General features: G+C 43.3%; 18 protein-coding genes. 14 read left to right on the top strand and 4 right to left on the bottom strand.

Annotation, left to right across the window (positions count from 1 at the left end; all coding sequences use genetic code 11):
- Positions 1–82: 82 nt before the first annotated feature.
- Together ACZ444_RS10150 and ACZ444_RS10145 are read left to right on the top strand one after the other, a co-directional pair.
- Positions 83–1,699 carry a putative polysaccharide biosynthesis protein gene (locus tag ACZ444_RS10150; protein ID WP_382358578.1) on the top strand — a complete coding sequence of 539 codons (1,617 nt, stop codon included), beginning with the start codon at positions 83–85 and terminating at the stop codon, positions 1,697–1,699.
- A gap of 13 nt (positions 1,700–1,712) precedes the next feature.
- Positions 1,713–2,438: a pseudouridine synthase gene (locus ACZ444_RS10145; protein ID WP_382358577.1), complete on the top strand. Its 726-nt coding sequence runs from the start codon at positions 1,713–1,715 to the stop codon at positions 2,436–2,438.
- Between the two features lie 23 nt (positions 2,439–2,461).
- Here ACZ444_RS10145 and ACZ444_RS10140 read toward each other — a convergent pair whose 3' ends face one another.
- A complete protein-coding gene (locus ACZ444_RS10140; protein WP_382358576.1) occupies positions 2,462–2,686 on the bottom strand; it encodes an HTH domain-containing protein in 225 nt (74 codons plus the stop codon).
- A gap of 172 nt (positions 2,687–2,858) precedes the next feature.
- Here ACZ444_RS10140 and thpR point away from each other — a divergent pair, with 172 nt between their 5' ends.
- The 3 genes from thpR (at position 2,859) to ACZ444_RS10125 (ending at position 5,324) form a co-directional block, all read left to right on the top strand.
- Positions 2,859–3,419, top strand: a complete 561-nt coding sequence (thpR, locus tag ACZ444_RS10135; protein ID WP_382358575.1) for an RNA 2',3'-cyclic phosphodiesterase — start codon at positions 2,859–2,861, stop codon at positions 3,417–3,419.
- A 1-nt stretch (position 3,420) separates the two neighbouring features.
- Positions 3,421–4,341: an NERD domain-containing protein gene (locus ACZ444_RS10130; protein ID WP_382358574.1), complete on the top strand. Its 921-nt coding sequence runs from the start codon at positions 3,421–3,423 to the stop codon at positions 4,339–4,341.
- Positions 4,342–4,496: 155 nt separating this feature from the next.
- Entirely contained in the window at positions 4,497–5,324 is an 828-nt protein-coding gene (locus tag ACZ444_RS10125) for a phosphotransferase (protein WP_382358573.1), read from the top strand.
- Here the strand turns inward: ACZ444_RS10125 and ACZ444_RS10120 are convergent.
- Complete coding sequence (locus tag ACZ444_RS10120; RefSeq protein WP_382358572.1) at positions 5,299–5,586, bottom strand: YtzH-like family protein; 288 nt, start codon at positions 5,584–5,586, stop codon at positions 5,299–5,301. The genes ACZ444_RS10125 and ACZ444_RS10120 overlap by 26 nt on opposite strands.
- A 68-nt stretch (positions 5,587–5,654) precedes the next feature.
- Here ACZ444_RS10120 and trmB point away from each other — a divergent pair, with 68 nt between their 5' ends.
- Positions 5,655–6,293 carry a tRNA (guanosine(46)-N7)-methyltransferase TrmB gene (gene trmB / locus ACZ444_RS10115; protein ID WP_382358571.1) on the top strand — a complete coding sequence of 213 codons (639 nt, stop codon included), beginning with the start codon at positions 5,655–5,657 and terminating at the stop codon, positions 6,291–6,293.
- 139 nt (positions 6,294–6,432) lie between these two features.
- Positions 6,433–7,293, top strand: coding sequence for a YtnP family quorum-quenching lactonase (locus ACZ444_RS10110; protein ID WP_382358570.1), 861 nt, complete (start codon positions 6,433–6,435; stop codon positions 7,291–7,293).
- Positions 7,294–7,337: 44 nt separating this feature from the next.
- Here the strand turns inward: ACZ444_RS10110 and ACZ444_RS10105 are convergent, their stop codons facing one another.
- Positions 7,338–7,655, bottom strand: a complete 318-nt coding sequence (locus ACZ444_RS10105) for a PepSY domain-containing protein (protein ID WP_382358569.1) — start codon at positions 7,653–7,655, stop codon at positions 7,338–7,340.
- A gap of 194 nt (positions 7,656–7,849) precedes the next feature.
- Here ACZ444_RS10105 and ACZ444_RS10100 point away from each other — a divergent pair, with 194 nt between their 5' ends.
- Together ACZ444_RS10100 and ACZ444_RS10095 are read left to right on the top strand one after the other, a co-directional pair.
- Positions 7,850–8,914: a M42 family metallopeptidase gene (locus ACZ444_RS10100; RefSeq protein WP_382358568.1), complete on the top strand. Its 1,065-nt coding sequence runs from the start codon at positions 7,850–7,852 to the stop codon at positions 8,912–8,914.
- Between the two features lie 11 nt (positions 8,915–8,925).
- Positions 8,926–9,432 carry a DUF84 family protein gene (locus ACZ444_RS10095; RefSeq protein ID WP_382358567.1) on the top strand — a complete coding sequence of 169 codons (507 nt, stop codon included), beginning with the start codon at positions 8,926–8,928 and terminating at the stop codon, positions 9,430–9,432.
- 207 nt (positions 9,433–9,639) lie between these two features.
- Here the strand turns inward: ACZ444_RS10095 and ACZ444_RS10090 are convergent, their stop codons facing one another.
- Positions 9,640–10,080 carry a YtoQ family protein gene (locus ACZ444_RS10090; protein ID WP_382358566.1) on the bottom strand — a complete coding sequence of 147 codons (441 nt, stop codon included), beginning with the start codon at positions 10,078–10,080 and terminating at the stop codon, positions 9,640–9,642.
- A gap of 231 nt (positions 10,081–10,311) precedes the next feature.
- Between ACZ444_RS10090 and ACZ444_RS10085 the strand changes: the two genes are divergently transcribed.
- From ACZ444_RS10085 to murC, 5 genes are all read left to right on the top strand, one after another.
- Positions 10,312–10,629: a thioredoxin family protein gene (locus tag ACZ444_RS10085; RefSeq protein WP_382358565.1), complete on the top strand. Its 318-nt coding sequence runs from the start codon at positions 10,312–10,314 to the stop codon at positions 10,627–10,629.
- A gap of 16 nt (positions 10,630–10,645) precedes the next feature.
- Positions 10,646–11,449 (top strand): DUF1444 domain-containing protein, encoded by an 804-nt coding sequence (locus ACZ444_RS10080; RefSeq protein ID WP_382358564.1) that lies wholly within the window; start codon positions 10,646–10,648, stop codon positions 11,447–11,449.
- Between the two features lie 18 nt (positions 11,450–11,467).
- Entirely contained in the window at positions 11,468–12,067 is a 600-nt protein-coding gene (gene ytpR / locus ACZ444_RS10075; protein WP_382358563.1) for a YtpR family tRNA-binding protein, read from the top strand.
- A gap of 109 nt (positions 12,068–12,176) precedes the next feature.
- Complete coding sequence (locus ACZ444_RS10070; protein WP_382358562.1) at positions 12,177–14,426, top strand: DNA translocase FtsK; 2,250 nt, start codon at positions 12,177–12,179, stop codon at positions 14,424–14,426.
- A gap of 250 nt (positions 14,427–14,676) precedes the next feature.
- A complete protein-coding gene (murC, locus tag ACZ444_RS10065; RefSeq protein ID WP_382358561.1) occupies positions 14,677–16,002 on the top strand; it encodes a UDP-N-acetylmuramate--L-alanine ligase in 1,326 nt (441 codons plus the stop codon).
- Positions 16,003–16,159: the final 157 nt, after the last annotated feature.

Below are 16,159 nucleotides of genomic sequence, written 5' to 3'. Positions count from 1 at the left end.
GTTTCCTTTAAACTTGCATTTGTCGTATATATGATAAAATAACATTTACATGTGATTTTTAAACTTAGATGCAGGTGAAATAATGTCGAATATTGTTAAAGGCACCATGATACTTACTGGTGCAACTTTTTTATCAAAATTTCTGGGGATGATATATGTTATTCCCTTTAATGAAGTAGTGGGTGAAACCGGTGGGACACTGTTTGCCTTCGCTTATAACCCTTACAGTATTTTAATCAGTATTTCCACAATCGGCGTTCCGCTTGCAGTTTCAAAATTTGTATCCAAATATAATGCGCTTGGAGATTATGAGACAGGCATGCGGATGTTTAAAGCAGGCATTATGTTAATGGCTGTAACGGGAATATTGGCATTTTTAGGACTGTTTATAGGGGCGGAATGGCTGGCAGGCTTTATGATCACTGATGAAGATAACGGCATTGCGGTAGACGATATAACGATGGTTATACGCATGGTCAGTTTTGCGCTCTTAATCATTCCATCAATGAGTATTGTACGCGGTTTTTTTCAGGGGCATCAATCGATGGAGCCGACCGCTATTTCACAGGTCGTGGAACAAATTGTACGAATTAGCTTTATACTGATTGCCTCATTCACTGTTGTGAAGATTCTTGATGGCAGTATCGTTACAGCGGTCGGATTTGCAACGTTTGCTGCCTTCATTGGTGCACTTGCCTCTTGTATTGTATTGTTCATATTCTGGCAGAAACACAAGTCTGGCATTCGCAGCACTATTCAACAGCAGAAAAAAACGTATGATATACCGCTCAGGAGTTTATTTGCCGAGTTATTCCGTTATGCTGGTCCATTTGTGATGGTGGGTGTGGCTGTTCCGTTATATCAGCTGGTGGATCAGTTTACGATGGCACGGGCAATGACCGCGATTGGTCAGTATGATTTGTTCGATGCGGCTTATTCGACCATTAATTACTACGGTCATAAACTGGTGATCATCCCGGTTACCATAGCAACAGGCATGTCGCTCACGATTGTTCCAGCCATGACAGAGACGTATATGCAAAATAATCGATCATTACTGCATCAGCAGATCAATCAGGCACTGCAGATTGTGCTTGTTCTCGTTGTTCCGGCAGTCGTGGGTCTGGTTGTTCTGTCACATGAGGCTTACGGCGCTTTATTTGGTATGGGTAACATTGATTTCCGAGGTGGACTCTTAGCCTGGTATGCGCCGGCTGCTCTAATGTTTGCACTCTTTACTGTGACATCATCTGTATTACAGGGAATTAATCGGCAGCAATTTGCGGTTATCAGCTTGAGTGCAGGTGTGTTAGTTAAAGTGTTATTAAATATACAGCTCATCCATACGTTCGGTGCTAAAGGGGCGATTTTTGGAACAGTGCTTGCTTCGGGTACGGCAGTCGCTCTGAATTTATGGCGCATTAAAACGTCAATTAACTTTTCTTTCCAGCAGACATTCAAACGTTTTTTGCTTATTTGCATCTTTTCTGTTTTCATGGTCATAGCAATTGCTATAGTTAAAGGTCTGTTCGGCATGTTTTTAGATTATGAAACATTTCGCTTTTCAGCTGCTATGATGCTGGTTGCTGGTGTAGCAATTGGCGGTCTTGTCTATGTCTGGTTCAGCTATCAGTCAACATTGCTTGAACGAGTTTTAGGCGAACGGGTCCATATATTGGATCGGTTATTCCACAGGTGACGGGAGGATTTGGATGCGTCTTGATAAATTGTTGGCCAATACAGGTTACGGCAGTCGGAAAGATGTCAAAACGCTGATAAAAAAGAAACATGTAAGTGTTAATGGACAATTGGTGAGATCGAGTGATTTGCAGGTACATCCTGATTATGATCGTGTCCTTGTCGATCAGGAAGAAGTGCACTATCAAGATTATATCTACATCATGCTGAATAAACCGTCTGGCTTTATATCGGCGACTGCCGATGGTCAGACAATGACGGTTGTCGACCTTCTGACGGCTGATTATCAGCGGTTTAAGCCATTTCCTGTCGGGAGGCTCGATAAGGATACACAAGGACTGCTGCTGATGACAAATGATGGTGAACTGGGACATCAATTAACGTCACCGAAGAAAGCTGTGGAGAAAGTGTATTATGCCCAGATCGACGGGCATGTAACGGATGATGATGTCAGCCAGTTCCGGCGCGGTATTGAGCTTGATGACGGTTATATGACCAAGCCCGCTGTGCTGGAAATCATTGAGGCGGGGGATTTGTCCGAAGTCTATATCACGGTTACAGAAGGGAAATTTCACCAGGTGAAACGAATGGTTGAAGGACTTGGCAAAAAAGTCATGTTTCTTGAACGAATCAGAATGGGGACGCTGACACTGGATAATCAATTACAGCCTGGAGAATACCGGGAACTGACTGAAGCAGAGGAGTTGAGCCTGCAACCAGCTGAGCAAAAAAAGCGCTGACAGAAGATGTCAGCGTCTCCTTATCAAGCATCAGGAATCTTAACGCGTTTATTTGTGATTTTCCAGTTTCCTTTATTAGGGCTTTGTACGAGGCCATTATATGTAAGAATGCTTAGATCGCGCTGTACCGTCCGTCTCGTTGTCCCGAACTCTTCAGCGATTTTTTGGGTTGATACGGTCCCCTGTTCTCTGATGTAGAGGTAAACGGCTTTCACTCTTGTTAGCATGCGCGATGTTGAATGACTCAAACAATCACTCTCCCTAAAAATTTTAGGCTCAATGATGTCATCATCTGTGTAGTTAATTTTAATTTTAACGCTATTCTGCTTTGGATTAAAGTGTAAGTTTGCTTTTTGTCAAAAAAGTAGCCCAAATTAATTGAAGTATACGCTGACAATTGTAAAAAAATGAGGGAAATTTATGAATCTGCCACATTATTTTATTGCCGTCCCCCTGCCGGATTTTATCAAAGAACAAGTTGCCAGCTGGCAGGTAATGCTAAAAGAACATTTGCTTTATAAACAATGGACCCATCCCGATGATCTGCATATAACGCTGAAATTTTTGGGTCCTGTTTCTCCGGGGCAATATCAGATTTTATCCAGCATGCTGGAAAGTCTTCAAAGGACTGAGGCGTTCACGTTAAAGACGCGTATGTTGGGAACGTTTGGCGATCCTGATAAACCACGTGTCTTATGGACAGGTGTCCAAAAGCAGGATGCACTGCTGAATCTGCAGCAAACAGTGGCGCATCTGACAGAACAGGCAGGCTTTCAGCGGGAAAAACGCACTTATACGCCTCATATTACGTTGGCCAAAAAATGGGCCGGCGGAGCCAGAGATCTCTCCAAATTGAATACATGTGATATGGAAGGGCAGACGTTCAACGTTAATAACGTGGTCATTTACCGCATCTATCCGGAAAAAAGCCCGAAGTATCACAAAACTTCTGCTTATCATTTGACGGAAGAAGGGACTTGAATTGGCACAGCTGATTAAGCTTGAAGATTATATATCACGGTATGAACGGAATATTTACCGTTATCCGGGACAATTTATCCGGATGAAACAAGAGAATTGGAAAAATCTTCTGCAGTTATGGCAAAACGGCTCTATGCAGGAAACGACAACTGAATCAGAGCCTGTTTCAGTCTGGTCCAAGTGGAAAGAACTTCTGGGAATGAAAAATCGTGAAACGTTTGAGAAGACGTTCAGCGAAGACAGCCGCCTGCCAGAAACAAAAGAAGATTTGAAACATTACTTTTTAGATAAATTATTTCCGCTGCAATTGCAATGGGCCTCCTCAACCGTAGCGGAGGTGTCATTTACCAAACAGGCATATGAAGCGGATACATGGTTAAAATTCTTTCTGCAGCGATTTTCCGATACGTATTTAGTGATGTATTATCCCGTTTTTAATATCAGACAAGCACCTGTTGATGGCGAAATTATTGTAATTGGTCCTACCGGAATCGACATTATCTATCTAGCTGATACAGCGGCTGGAACAACGATATGGGCTGAACAGGAACGGACTTGGACAATTCAAAACCAAAATAAGCAGCAGACAAAAATGCTGAATCCGCTTTTCGCTTTGAAACGTACCGAGCAAATTGTTAAGAGTATTCTTAAGCGGGGGGATACATCTTTGCCTGTGACAAGGGTTGTTCTGGCCCCGTCCAGCAATCTTATCTTTCATGATAAACCGTATAATACACACTTAATCGGCAAACTGGAGTATGAGAATTGGTTTCATAATAAGCGGAGGGTTGTTTCGCCTTTAAAAAATCAACAGCTTAAAGCTGCGGGCTTATTATTGAGCATGTGCCGTACAACTTCTGTGAAACGACCGGAATGGGAAGCGAAGGATGCTGCTTTTACAAACGATTATAATGACCAATAAATGTTAATGAGTTGAAAACAGCGTCAATTTCGGGTAACCTTATGACATGTCTGTTTTATCAGGACGGTTTGATGACTGCTGCATGCCATTAGCAGAAGTGTTAATGTTTTAAGCAGGCACAACAAGGCAATCTAAGATGATTTGAGGTATGCCAGTTGAATTGGTTCCAGAAAGCGGTGGGAAAAGAATGGGATATTACGCCTGCAGGTGGTTTGACCGGTGATGCCTACATTGCCGCAAAGGATGATCGGCGTTTGTTTCTGAAGCGGAATTCCTCGCCATTTTTGGCGGTTCTGTCGGCAGAAGACATCGTACCAAAGCTTGTGTTCACAAAGCGAATGGAAAACGGTGATGTGATCACAGGTCAGGAATGGCTGAGTGGAAGAGAGCTAAGATCAGAAGAAATGCAGCAATATCGTGTGGCTGATTTGCTGCGCAAGATACATGAGTCTTCTGAACTTCTTTATATGCTGATGCGGCTGGGCAAACAACCGGTGACACCTGATGAACGGTTTCAAGCTATTACAGATCAATTAGAGGAAGACGGCTTGGTCAGTGCTCACCTGGAAATCCAGCAAACTTTGAAACACCTATGGCTGCTATTGCCTGCCACGCGCGGCCAGCAGTATGCTGTATGCCATTGTGATCTGCATCATAATAATCTCATCCTGACGACAAGCAGCCAGCTTTATCTGGTTGACTGGGACAATGCGATGATAGCTGATCCTGCAATGGACTTTGGCTTTATATTAAAATGGTATGTACCGGAAGAAGACTGGGAGGCTTGGCTTACCCGCTATGGTGTGAACAGCAGCCCGCAGTTATTTGAGCGGATATACTGGTATGTGCTCCTGGATGTCCTGCAGTACGTAACTTGGCATTGGCAGCGCCGGGATATGGAAAAAATACAAAACCGTCTTGCGGATTTGCGCAGTTTAAACGATCACATCAGCCATACTATTCTGAGCTGGTCTGATCGATAGCATTGAGCCATTTATTAATATTTTCCGCGTTTGTTACGATGTGTTCTTCATCATTTTGGGCGACCTCTCCCTGACGTCCATAATTATAGATCTCGGGCAACAGCCGAAGAAGCTGTTCGTTCCTGACACTGTCATTGGCCATGACCGCTTGTACCTGCCGTTTGATGAGCTGATATTCAGAAATGCTCCCAGAGCACTCCTCTTTTTGCTCTGTCAAAATATCATACAATAATTGTAATTGATTATGAGTTGTTAATGTCATGTGATCACCTCATTGATAGTTTTAACCATTTCGCAACTTTTATGCTAAAGGATAAAGGAGACATAACCATGCGACAACGCCATAAGCCATGGGCAGAAGACTTTCTAAAAGATGCAACAGATTTAGTTATATCGAATCCACAAGACATTAAAGGTAAGTGGCAGACTCAATTTGGCAACGATCGGCCGATTCACCTGGAAATTGGAACTGGCAAGGGCCAGTTTATTGCGACTATGGCGTCACAGTACCCGGAAATTAATTTCATCGGTATTGATCAGGGCAAGAGTATTATTGCTACAGCTGGCAGCAAGGTAAGGGATGCTGGTTGTGAAAATGTATTGCTGATACTGACAAACGCCACAGTGCTGGATGACTTGTTTACTGAAAATGAAATTGCGGCCATTTACTTAAACTTTTCTGATCCATGGCCGAAAAAACGCCATGCTAAACGACGGCTTACATATTATACATTTCTCAAACAATACCAACATCTTCTGCAGCCAAAGGGTGAAATTGTCCTTAAAACCGATAATCAAAACTTATTTGCCTATTCACTCGTAAGTTTTTCCCAATATGGTTTGGTATTGAATGACGTGAATCTCGATCTTCACAACAGTGACGCTCCTGAAAATGTCATGACAGAATACGAAGAACGTTTTGCCGCGAAGGGCCAGCCAATTTATCGTTGCAAGGCTCAATTTGTCTAGGTCCCCTTAATGGGGATTTTTTTCATTATTATGGAATCGTTTACATAACGGCTGGAATTCGCTAAACTGATTATAGTCGTTCATCTTGTTAAACAAGCGGAACAATTAACTGAGATTTAGGGAAGAGGGGGCGCTTTTAGTGGAAACGATGCAGATTGGCCGGGCAAAACTGACCTGGTTGAATGGCGGTGTTAATTTTCTCGACGGTGGTGCGATGTTTGGGGTTGTTCCCAAAGCTTTATGGAGCAAAAAATACTCCTATAACGACAAAAATCAGATTGAATTGCGGACGGATCCAATATTAGTGCAGCTGGACGGTCAGAATTTTATTATCGATTCCGGTATGGGAAATGGCAAACTGACAGCTAAGCAAGTCCGGAACTTTGGTGTGAAGGAAGAGTCGTCAATTGTCCAGTCTCTGGCTGAATTGGGACTGCGGCCGGAAGATATCGACGCCATGCTAATGACACACTTGCATTTTGACCATGCGTGCGGACTGACATATCCTGTATCGGATGATTATGTGTCTGTCTTTCCGAATGCGGTGATTTATGTTTCACAGGTGGAGTGGGACGAAATGCGCCAGCCTAATATTCGATCAGCCAATACATATTGGGAAATGAACTGGAAACAAGTCCAGCATCAAGTCCAGCCGTTTGCCGAGGAGCTGACGATTACGGATGGACTGAGGATGATTCACACTGGCGGTCACAGCGATGGACACGCAATTTTAGTGTTTGAAGATGGTGATGTTACGTGGATTCATATGGCCGATATCATGCCGACACACGCCCATCAAAACAAGCTGTGGGCACTGGCCTATGATGATTATCCGGTCACGTCTGTCCATCAGAAAGAAAAGTGGATGAATTTTGGGTATCAGCGCCAGGCATGGTACACATTTTATCACGATGCCTATTACCGCGCGATTCAATTTAATGAATCGGGTGAAGCGATTCATTACGTGGACCGTGAACGTTATGCTTATCCAGATCATTAAAAAAACAGCCATCTGCTTTATGTTTGAAGCAGATGGCTTTATGTTTATGATGCGGTTTCGATCGAGTCAATAATAGCCCCGGTGTCAATGTCAATATAAAATTCGTACTGTTGGCTGGCACCATCAATGTTACGTGTGACCCCACCGCGATAAGTATTATACATTAATCCGTCTTTTTCGATTTCTTCCGGCTTCATATAAATCCAGGAACCGCTGATAGGTCCTTCTTTTTTAAATGACTCTTTAGCTTGCTTCAGGGCCTTTTCGGGTGTGATTGTTTGATAGCGGTCAAGCTGTCGTTTGACCAAAAAACCTGTTGCAATACCTGCACTGGCACCAATGATTGCATTTCTTGCTTTCATTTTTGTCACCTCTGTATAGTTAATAGACGCTTTTTATCTTATAAATACCATTATAACGGAAATACCCAAAAATAAAAACCGATAAAGTAAAACAGCATGTTGTTCACGATTAAAATTAAAACAACTGAATTGTGGCAATATGCTACCAATGTCCGTTATACTTGTGTTATACATATTAAGAATGGAGGAATGCTATGAACCCGGAAACAATGGATCTATTTAAAAACCTGACGGAATTGCAGGGCGTTCCTGGGAATGAACATGCTGTGCGCAATTTTATGCGCAGTGAATTAGAGAAGTACACGGATGACATCGTTCAGGATAATCTTGGCGGAATTTTTGGTGTCAAGAGAGGAAGTGGCCCACGTGTGATGGTTGCTGGGCATATGGATGAAGTAGGGTTTATGGTTACTCAAATCACGAAAAAGGGCATGATTCGCTTCCAGACATTGGGCGGCTGGTGGAATCAGGTATTGTTGGCACAGCGTGTGCAAATTATGACTGACAATGGTCCTGTGATCGGTGTGATTGGCTCGATACCACCCCACAATTTAACACCTGAACAAAAGAAGAAGCCAATGGATACGAAAGATATGCTGATCGATATAGGTGCAGACGATAAAAAAGACGCTGAAACCATTGGCATCCAGCCAGGTCAGGCAATTGTACCGGTTTGTCCGTTTACACCAATGGCCAATGAAAAGAAAATCATGGCTAAATCATGGGATAATCGGTATGGCTGTGGACTCTCAATCGAGCTTCTGAAAGAATTGCAGGGCGAAACACTGCCAAACGAGCTGTATTCAGGCGCGACGGTGCAGGAAGAAGTAGGAGCAAGAGGCGCTAAAGTAGCTGCTAATATGATTCAGCCGGACATTTTCTATGCGCTTGACGCTTCGCCAGCCAATGATATGGCCGGTGATGACGAAGCATTTGGTCAGCTGGGCAAAGGGGCGTTACTGCGCATCTTTGATAAAACAATGATTACGCATCACGGCATGCGGGAATTTGTTCTGGACACCGCCGAATCCAATGACATCCCGTATCAGTATTTTGTTTCACAGGGCGGGACGGACGCCGGCAATGTTCATCTTGCAAACAGCGGGGTGCCATCATCGGTTATTGGTATTTGTTCACGTTATATCCATACGTCCTCATCTATCATTCACGTTGACGACTATCAAGCGGCTAAAGAGCTGCTGGTGAAATTGGTCAAATCGACTGATCAGTCTGCTGTTGATACAATTAAAACAACTTAAGGGGTCGCAAATTGAAAATTGTAATTGGTTCAAAAAATTCTGCTAAAATTGCAGCGGTCGAAGAAAATTTCACACAGGCAGATGTTTCGGCAGCGGACGTGCCTTCCTTCGTTAATGATCAGCCATTTTCTGACGCCGAAACGCGAGAAGGGGCGTTGAATCGTGCGGCTAATAGTATTAAACAAACTTCTGCGGATGCTGCCATCGGGCTCGAAGGCGGTGTTATGTATGTTGGAGACAGCCTGTACTTATGTAATTGGGGTGCGTTGGTTACAAAGGAAAACCGGACATTCACCGCCAGTGGCGCCAGAATCTTGCTGCCAGAACACATTGAAAAAGAATTGATAAACGGTCGTGAACTTGGTGATGTTATGGATGACTATGCTGAACGGCAGAATGTTCGGCAAAAGGAAGGAGCGATTGGCGTTTTCACGAACGAACACCTCTCGCGTCAAGATATGTTCAGCCAGGTTATAAATCTCCTGTATGGTCAATGGGCGTTTGGACAGGAACGTTAAAAGAGGCTGGGTTAAAGCGACGTCACGAATTCCACAGACGTATGTCATTTAACAGAAGGGGAAATGAAGACGCCTCCGCGAACAAGGGGCACAGGTGAGCCCTCGGAGTGCGTTCGTGCGATGAGGCTCACCAGCCACCTGCGGAAAGCGACGTCTCTTTCCGAAGCGATTTAGTCACGCAAGTGTGTTCACATTTGTCCCAGTCTCTTATTCATAAATGTAGTTCAGTACATCGAGAGCCTGGTCAATTGTTTCGACTGTTACATTTGCTTTGTTGGCGAGTTCTTTTAACGGATGAATCAGTGATTCTGGACGCACCAGGATCGTGGGCTTATTCATGGTCATGGCAGCACTTGCATCCATTGCTGTATTCCATTGTTTATAGTGTTCGCCAAACAGGGCGATGACAACGTCTGACTTTTGCATGAGTATCTGTGTCCGCAGGTTATTAATGCTTGAAGCAGCATCGTCTTTGTACACCTTTCCGGGCTGCTCACCCAGTATGTCATCACCTACGTTATCAGAACGGTCATGATTTGTTTGTGGAGCGACAAAGGTGAGCGGTAAGTTTTTCTGCGTGGCTTTTGCCTGCAGATCTTCCCGCCAGTCATCGTGAATCTGACCTGCCAAGTAAACTGTTAATTCCATTATAAACCCCTCCATCCAATAAGATTATAAGGATATCGTATCGATCTTAAGCTGAAACGTAAACAAAAATGGCTTCAAACAATTTGTTTGTCAAACGAACGATTCCTGATATCATAGATTGCGAAAATCGTTTCTGTTGCAGTTTAATGCTGATAGAAGCGTATTTTTTCACATGACTAATTGATTCCAGCTAAAATCATCGATATGATAGTTATAATGGAGGTTGATGTTATGATAACACTTGAATCCGAAACGCAATTGCATGACTTAATAAACAATGATCAGGCTGTAGCATTCTTTTCAGCTGACTGGTGCCCTGATTGTCGTGTGATTGAGCCAGCTATGCCGGAAATTGAAGAGGCATATCCGAATGTTACATTTATCTCAATAGACCGTGATCAATTCATTGATCTTTGTCAGGAATATGATATCTTCGGAATCCCGAGTTTTGTTGCATTTAAAAACGGTGCTGAGACTGGCCGTTTTGTCAGTAAAGACCGCAAGACAAAAGAAGAAGTTATGGCTTTTATGGACAGAGTAAGCGGTTGAAAAGAGGTGACAGCTAATGAAAATGACAAGTCTCAAAATGAAAAAGCTTCTCGATGACCGATTGGGAAGTGACGCATTTAAAACATCTTATAATCGTGACCAGGACACTTACCGGATAGAATGGAAGGATACTGGTCAAGGCATAACGATCACGTTGCCCAATGTTATTTCTAAGTACAATGAACGCGGTGATTCGGCCATTGACGATCTCGAAGCGCACGTGACAGAGGCACTGAGAATTATGAATGAAAATCATCAGTTATCCGGAAAAGAACAGCAAATTTATCCGGTGATTCGTGCTACATCTTTCCCCACAGAGACGAAAAATGGCAATAAGCTTATTACCAAAGAGCATACAGCTGAGACCCGTGTCTTTTATGCTCTGGATCTGGGGAAATCCTATCAGCTGATTGATGAGTCGATGCTGGAAGGAGAAGGATGGACCCAGGAACGGATTGATGAAATGGCTATGTTTAACGTTCGTTCGCTCAACAATGACTGCACCAAAGATCGTGTGGCTGATAACGATTTTTACTTTGTGGCGAAACAGGACGGCTACGATGCCAGCCGGATTTTGAATGAGGCGTTTCTGGAGGAAATGCTGATTAATGCAAAAGGGGAACTTGCTGTGGCCGTGCCGCATCAGGATGTACTCATTTTTGCTGATATTCAAACTAAACAAGGTTATGACATTTTAGCACAAATGACCATGAAATTTTTTGCGGAAGGTCAAATACCGATCACATCACTGCCGTTTATTTATGAAAATAAAACACTGGAACCGATCTTTATTCTGGCGAAACAACGACCGGAAAAATAAGAGAAAGGAATGTCGTTTATGGATGTGTATTACAATCAGAATGGGATTGGGGATGTCCTGATTGTTCCACTGAAAGACGTTGATCACTATGATACGTCCCAAAACTATGGTGACATAACACGCATAACGGACTGGGAAGGATCTGTTGCGGGTTATAATATTTTCCGTGCATCTGTGTACTTTGATTTGCACACAGCGGGGAAAATAACGATGACAGAACCCTTATTACAGCAAATGAAGGAGGCGTTCAGAAAAAATAGTCTGAATGACCCGCTGGATTTTGATGTAAGCCCCAAATTTGTTGTTGGCTATGTCACTGACAAATCACCGCATGAGAATGCTGATAAATTAAGCGTTTGCCAGGTCAATACAGGGGAAGCGACACACCAGATCGTGTGTGGAGCGCCGAATGTTGAGGCCGGTCAAAAAGTGGTTGTCGCGAAAATGGGCGCAGTGATGCCAAGCGGTATGGTGATAAAACCAACAGAACTGCGCGGTGTCCCGTCAAACGGTATGATCTGTTCCCAGAAAGAATTAGGGCTGCCTGATGCTTCTGAAGAAAAAGGAATTTATGTCCTTGATAACGCCTTTACAATAGGTGAACCATTTGAACTTTAATGTTTTTAACAACCTGAGTCGCTGGACAAGGGTTGTTTTTTAATGACCGTTTGCTGCTGAACCTGTTAAACTGACATTAGTGTTATTTAGTAGAAATGAGTGAAAATCTATGTTTGATCAATGGAAAAGAAAAATCCGCCATTTTCTTTTTGAAGAACAGGAAAATGAAAATGAAAAACCATCTGAGCCCACTAATAAATTACCTAAACGAAATCAGGATATCCAAACACGCATGACGTATCAATATCCTAAAGAAAAGCCATTTCGCTTTCCTGTTATTCCTGATGAGAAAAATGGAAATGATCAATCTGATACACCAGCTTTTCAGCGCAGACAACATCAGGCTGCTCCTGAAGATGAACAGCCGGTTAAACAGGAAGAAGAAGAAAACGAACCGGTACGGAAAAAAATTGAGCCCGAATACGATGAACCCTTTAAACCAAGCGATGTACCGTCCCCCATTCATGGTTTCCAGAGGTCGTATAATACTGACGGTTTTGATAATGTACCAGCTTTTCAGCGGAAATCAGCAGCAAGGGAAGACACATATTCTGAACGGCCTCGAGATGAAGCGAAAGAGGAGACAGCTGCAGCCATCGAGGAATTGAATAACGATGAGGAAGTGTCCGGATATTCTGAGAGCGTTAGTGATGATGGATCGACCATGGCCGAACAGGATGATGCATCCGACGTGGAATCTGTTCATGACGAAACGGCTGCTCAGAGCAAATCCGATGACGCACTTTCATATAGCAAACCGTCTGAGCCTGAAACAGCTGAAACACGTGAAACGGCCAGTCCTCAACCAAACAAGCAGCGTTCCAAAGAGCCTGGCAAAAGTCAGCCTAACACGGAGACGCCGCCATTTAATGTTTTAATGTCAGCTAATGATAAACGCAGCTATTCAGAACGTCGTCGAAACAAGCGGTCCCAGACATCTGAAACGCGGGATGTCACGCAATATGAGATGCCTATCCATTTACTGGATGACCCCGAGCCAGGGACAGATCAGGATCAGTTGTGGATGGAAGACGAACGGCAGTTACTGGAAAAAACGCTAAAATATTTTCATGTCCGTGCTGATGTGGTCAATACAACGCAGGGACCATCAGTAACCAGGTTTGAAGTTCAGCCGGAATTAGGTGTCAAGGTAAGTAAAATTAAAAACTTAAGTGATGATCTTAAGCTGAATATGGCTGCCAAAGATATTCGGATTGAAGCCCCGATTCCTGGCAAAAATACAATCGGGATTGAAATTCCAAACCAGCATCCACGTACGGTCAGTCTGCAGGAAATCTTTACAGATCAAGCCTTCCAGACAAATACGTCCCCGCTGACAGTTGGCTTGGGACTGAGCATTGAGGGTGAGCCGCGGCTTACAAATATTCAAAAAATGCCGCATGGCTTAATTGCCGGGGCTACGGGATCAGGTAAAAGTGTTTGTATTAATACAATCCTTATCAGTCTGATTTATAATGCCAGTCATGAAGATGTGAAATTTATGCTGATTGATCCAAAAATGGTTGAACTCGCCCCGTACAATGGTATACCGCATCTGATTTCGCCGGTCATTACAGATGTTAAAGCAGCCACTGCGGCGCTGAAATGGGCTGTTCGGCAAATGGAAGAACGCTATGAGGCATTTGTCCGGGAAAATGTCCGGGATGTTGAGCGATTCAATAAGAAGATGACACAGCAAAATCGCCCCGGCGAAAAAATGCCATATATGGTGATAGTGATTGACGAACTTGCTGATTTAATGATGATAGCACCGCAGGATGTTGAAGATTCAATTAGCCGAATTGCTCAAAAAGCCCGTGCCTGCGGTATTCATTTGCTCCTTGCTACACAGAGGCCATCCGTGGATGTCATTACCGGTTTGATTAAAGCCAACATCCCAACACGGATTGCTTTCAGTGTATCATCACAGGTTGATTCCAAGACAATTCTTGATACCGGCGGAGCTGAGAAGCTTTTAGGAAAAGGAGATATGCTGTTCACGGAAAATGGTGCCGGCAAAAGTGTCCGACTGCAGGGGGCGTTTGTATCCGATGAAGAAATTGACCGCGTAACGGATTATGCACGTTCAGTTGCTGAACCGGATTATCAATTTGAACAGGAAGAGCTTCTGCAGCATGCTTCTGAAGAGGATGAGGCAGATGAACTGCTTAATGATGCGATTATGTTTGTTGTTGAACACAATAGTGCCAGCACGTCTCTGTTGCAGCGGCAGTTTAAAATTGGCTATAACCGGGCAGCCCGATTGATGGATGCGATGGAGGAGCGGGGAATTATTGCAGAGCAGAACGGGAGTAAGCCGCGAGAAGTTCTGGTCTCCGCTGCACAGTTCGAGAATTAGGTCTTAAGACTTAATGAAAACCCATTTTGTCCAGAAGAACATTTGCAGCTTCACATGTATATAATGTAGTGAAAATGGCTGATTATTCTTCGGGTGATTTAGATTCACAGCATAGAAGCAGCATGCCACCTGTGAAACATGCAGGTAACGTTTCTTATTTAACTCTTGACCATCATTTGCTATAATAGCAAAATAGTTGTAAAGTTATAGCTGATGACTAGGCTTAGACATAAAGTTGGAGGTTCTTTTTATGACGACTTACCATTTTATTGGTATTAAGGGAACCGGAATGAGCGCCCTTGCTCATATACTTCATGATTCTGGTGAGAACGTGCAAGGGTCTGATGTTGAGAAACGTTTTTTTACACAAAAAGCACTAGAGGAAAAAAACATTCCTATTTCCCCTTTTTCGGAAAAAAATATTGAAGAGGGTTACACGATTATAGCAGGTAATGCTTTTTCAGATAGCCATCCTGAAATCGAAAAGGCCAGAGAATTGGGCCTGACGTTTTATCGTTACCATGAATTCTTGGGCGAGTGGCTGAAGCAGTATACAAGTATCGCCGTTACAGGCACGCATGGCAAAACATCCACCACGGGACTTTTGGCATATGTTCTTAATCAGACTTATCCGATTTCCTATCTAATTGGTGATGGAACTGGCAAGGGTCACGTCGATAGCAATTATTTCGTGTTTGAAGCGTGTGAATACCGGCGTCATTTCCTGAGCTATCAGCCGGACTACGCTATTATGACCAATATTGATTTTGACCATCCTGATTACTTCACAAGTATTGACGATGTATTTGAAGCGTTTCAGTCTATGGCTAATCAAGTCAAAAAAGGAATTATTGCCTGCGGTGATGATGAACAATTGCAGCAAATACAAGCAAAAGTACCGGTTATTACGTACGGTTTTTCCAGTACAAATGATTTTCAGGCACAAAATATCACCGAAACAGAATACGGCACTGAGTTTGATGTGTTTGTGCGCAATACTTATTATGATACATTCTCTATCCCTATGTATGGGGATCATCACGTGCTGAATGCTTTATCGGTTATTGCGATATGCCATTATGAGGATATCAAAACCAGTACAATGAAGATGCTAAGCCATTTCACAGGTGTGAAGCGGCGATTCACAGAAAAAAAAGCAGGAAATCAAGTGCTGGTTGACGATTATGCTCATCACCCGCGTGAGATAACTGCAACGATAGAGACTGCGCGCAAAAAATATCCAAACAAACCGATTGTTGCCATATTTCAGCCGCATACATTCACACGAACACGAACGTTTCTGCAGGCGTTTGCTGACAGTTTAAATGCTGCTGATACCGTTTATCTGTGCGACATTTTTGGCTCAGCGCGAGAAGAAAGCGGTAAACTGACAATACAAGATCTGCAGGAGCACATTGCTAATTGCGAAATTCTTGATCTGAACAGTACAGAAGTGCTGCTGCAGCATTCTGACAGTGTCTTGCTATTTATGGGCGCTGGCGATATTCAAAAGTTCCAGGAGGCTTATGAAAATCAGTTTGATACAACAGCCTCTCAGCACAAAAAACAAGCTTAATGAAGCAGACATACATTTCCGTCTTTATCGGTTATTCTGCTGGCCGTTAATTTTGTCTCACATTCGATTACGGACATACTTTCAGAGCTGAGAGTAATTTGCTCAGGTTGTTTATAGTAATAAGCAGTAAACGTATAATGTACCGTTTAGTCAACTG

This window comes from Lentibacillus kimchii (genome assembly GCF_055381965.1).
Note: the sequence above shows the minus strand (reverse complement) of the source record. Positions and strands in the feature narration are given on the sequence as shown.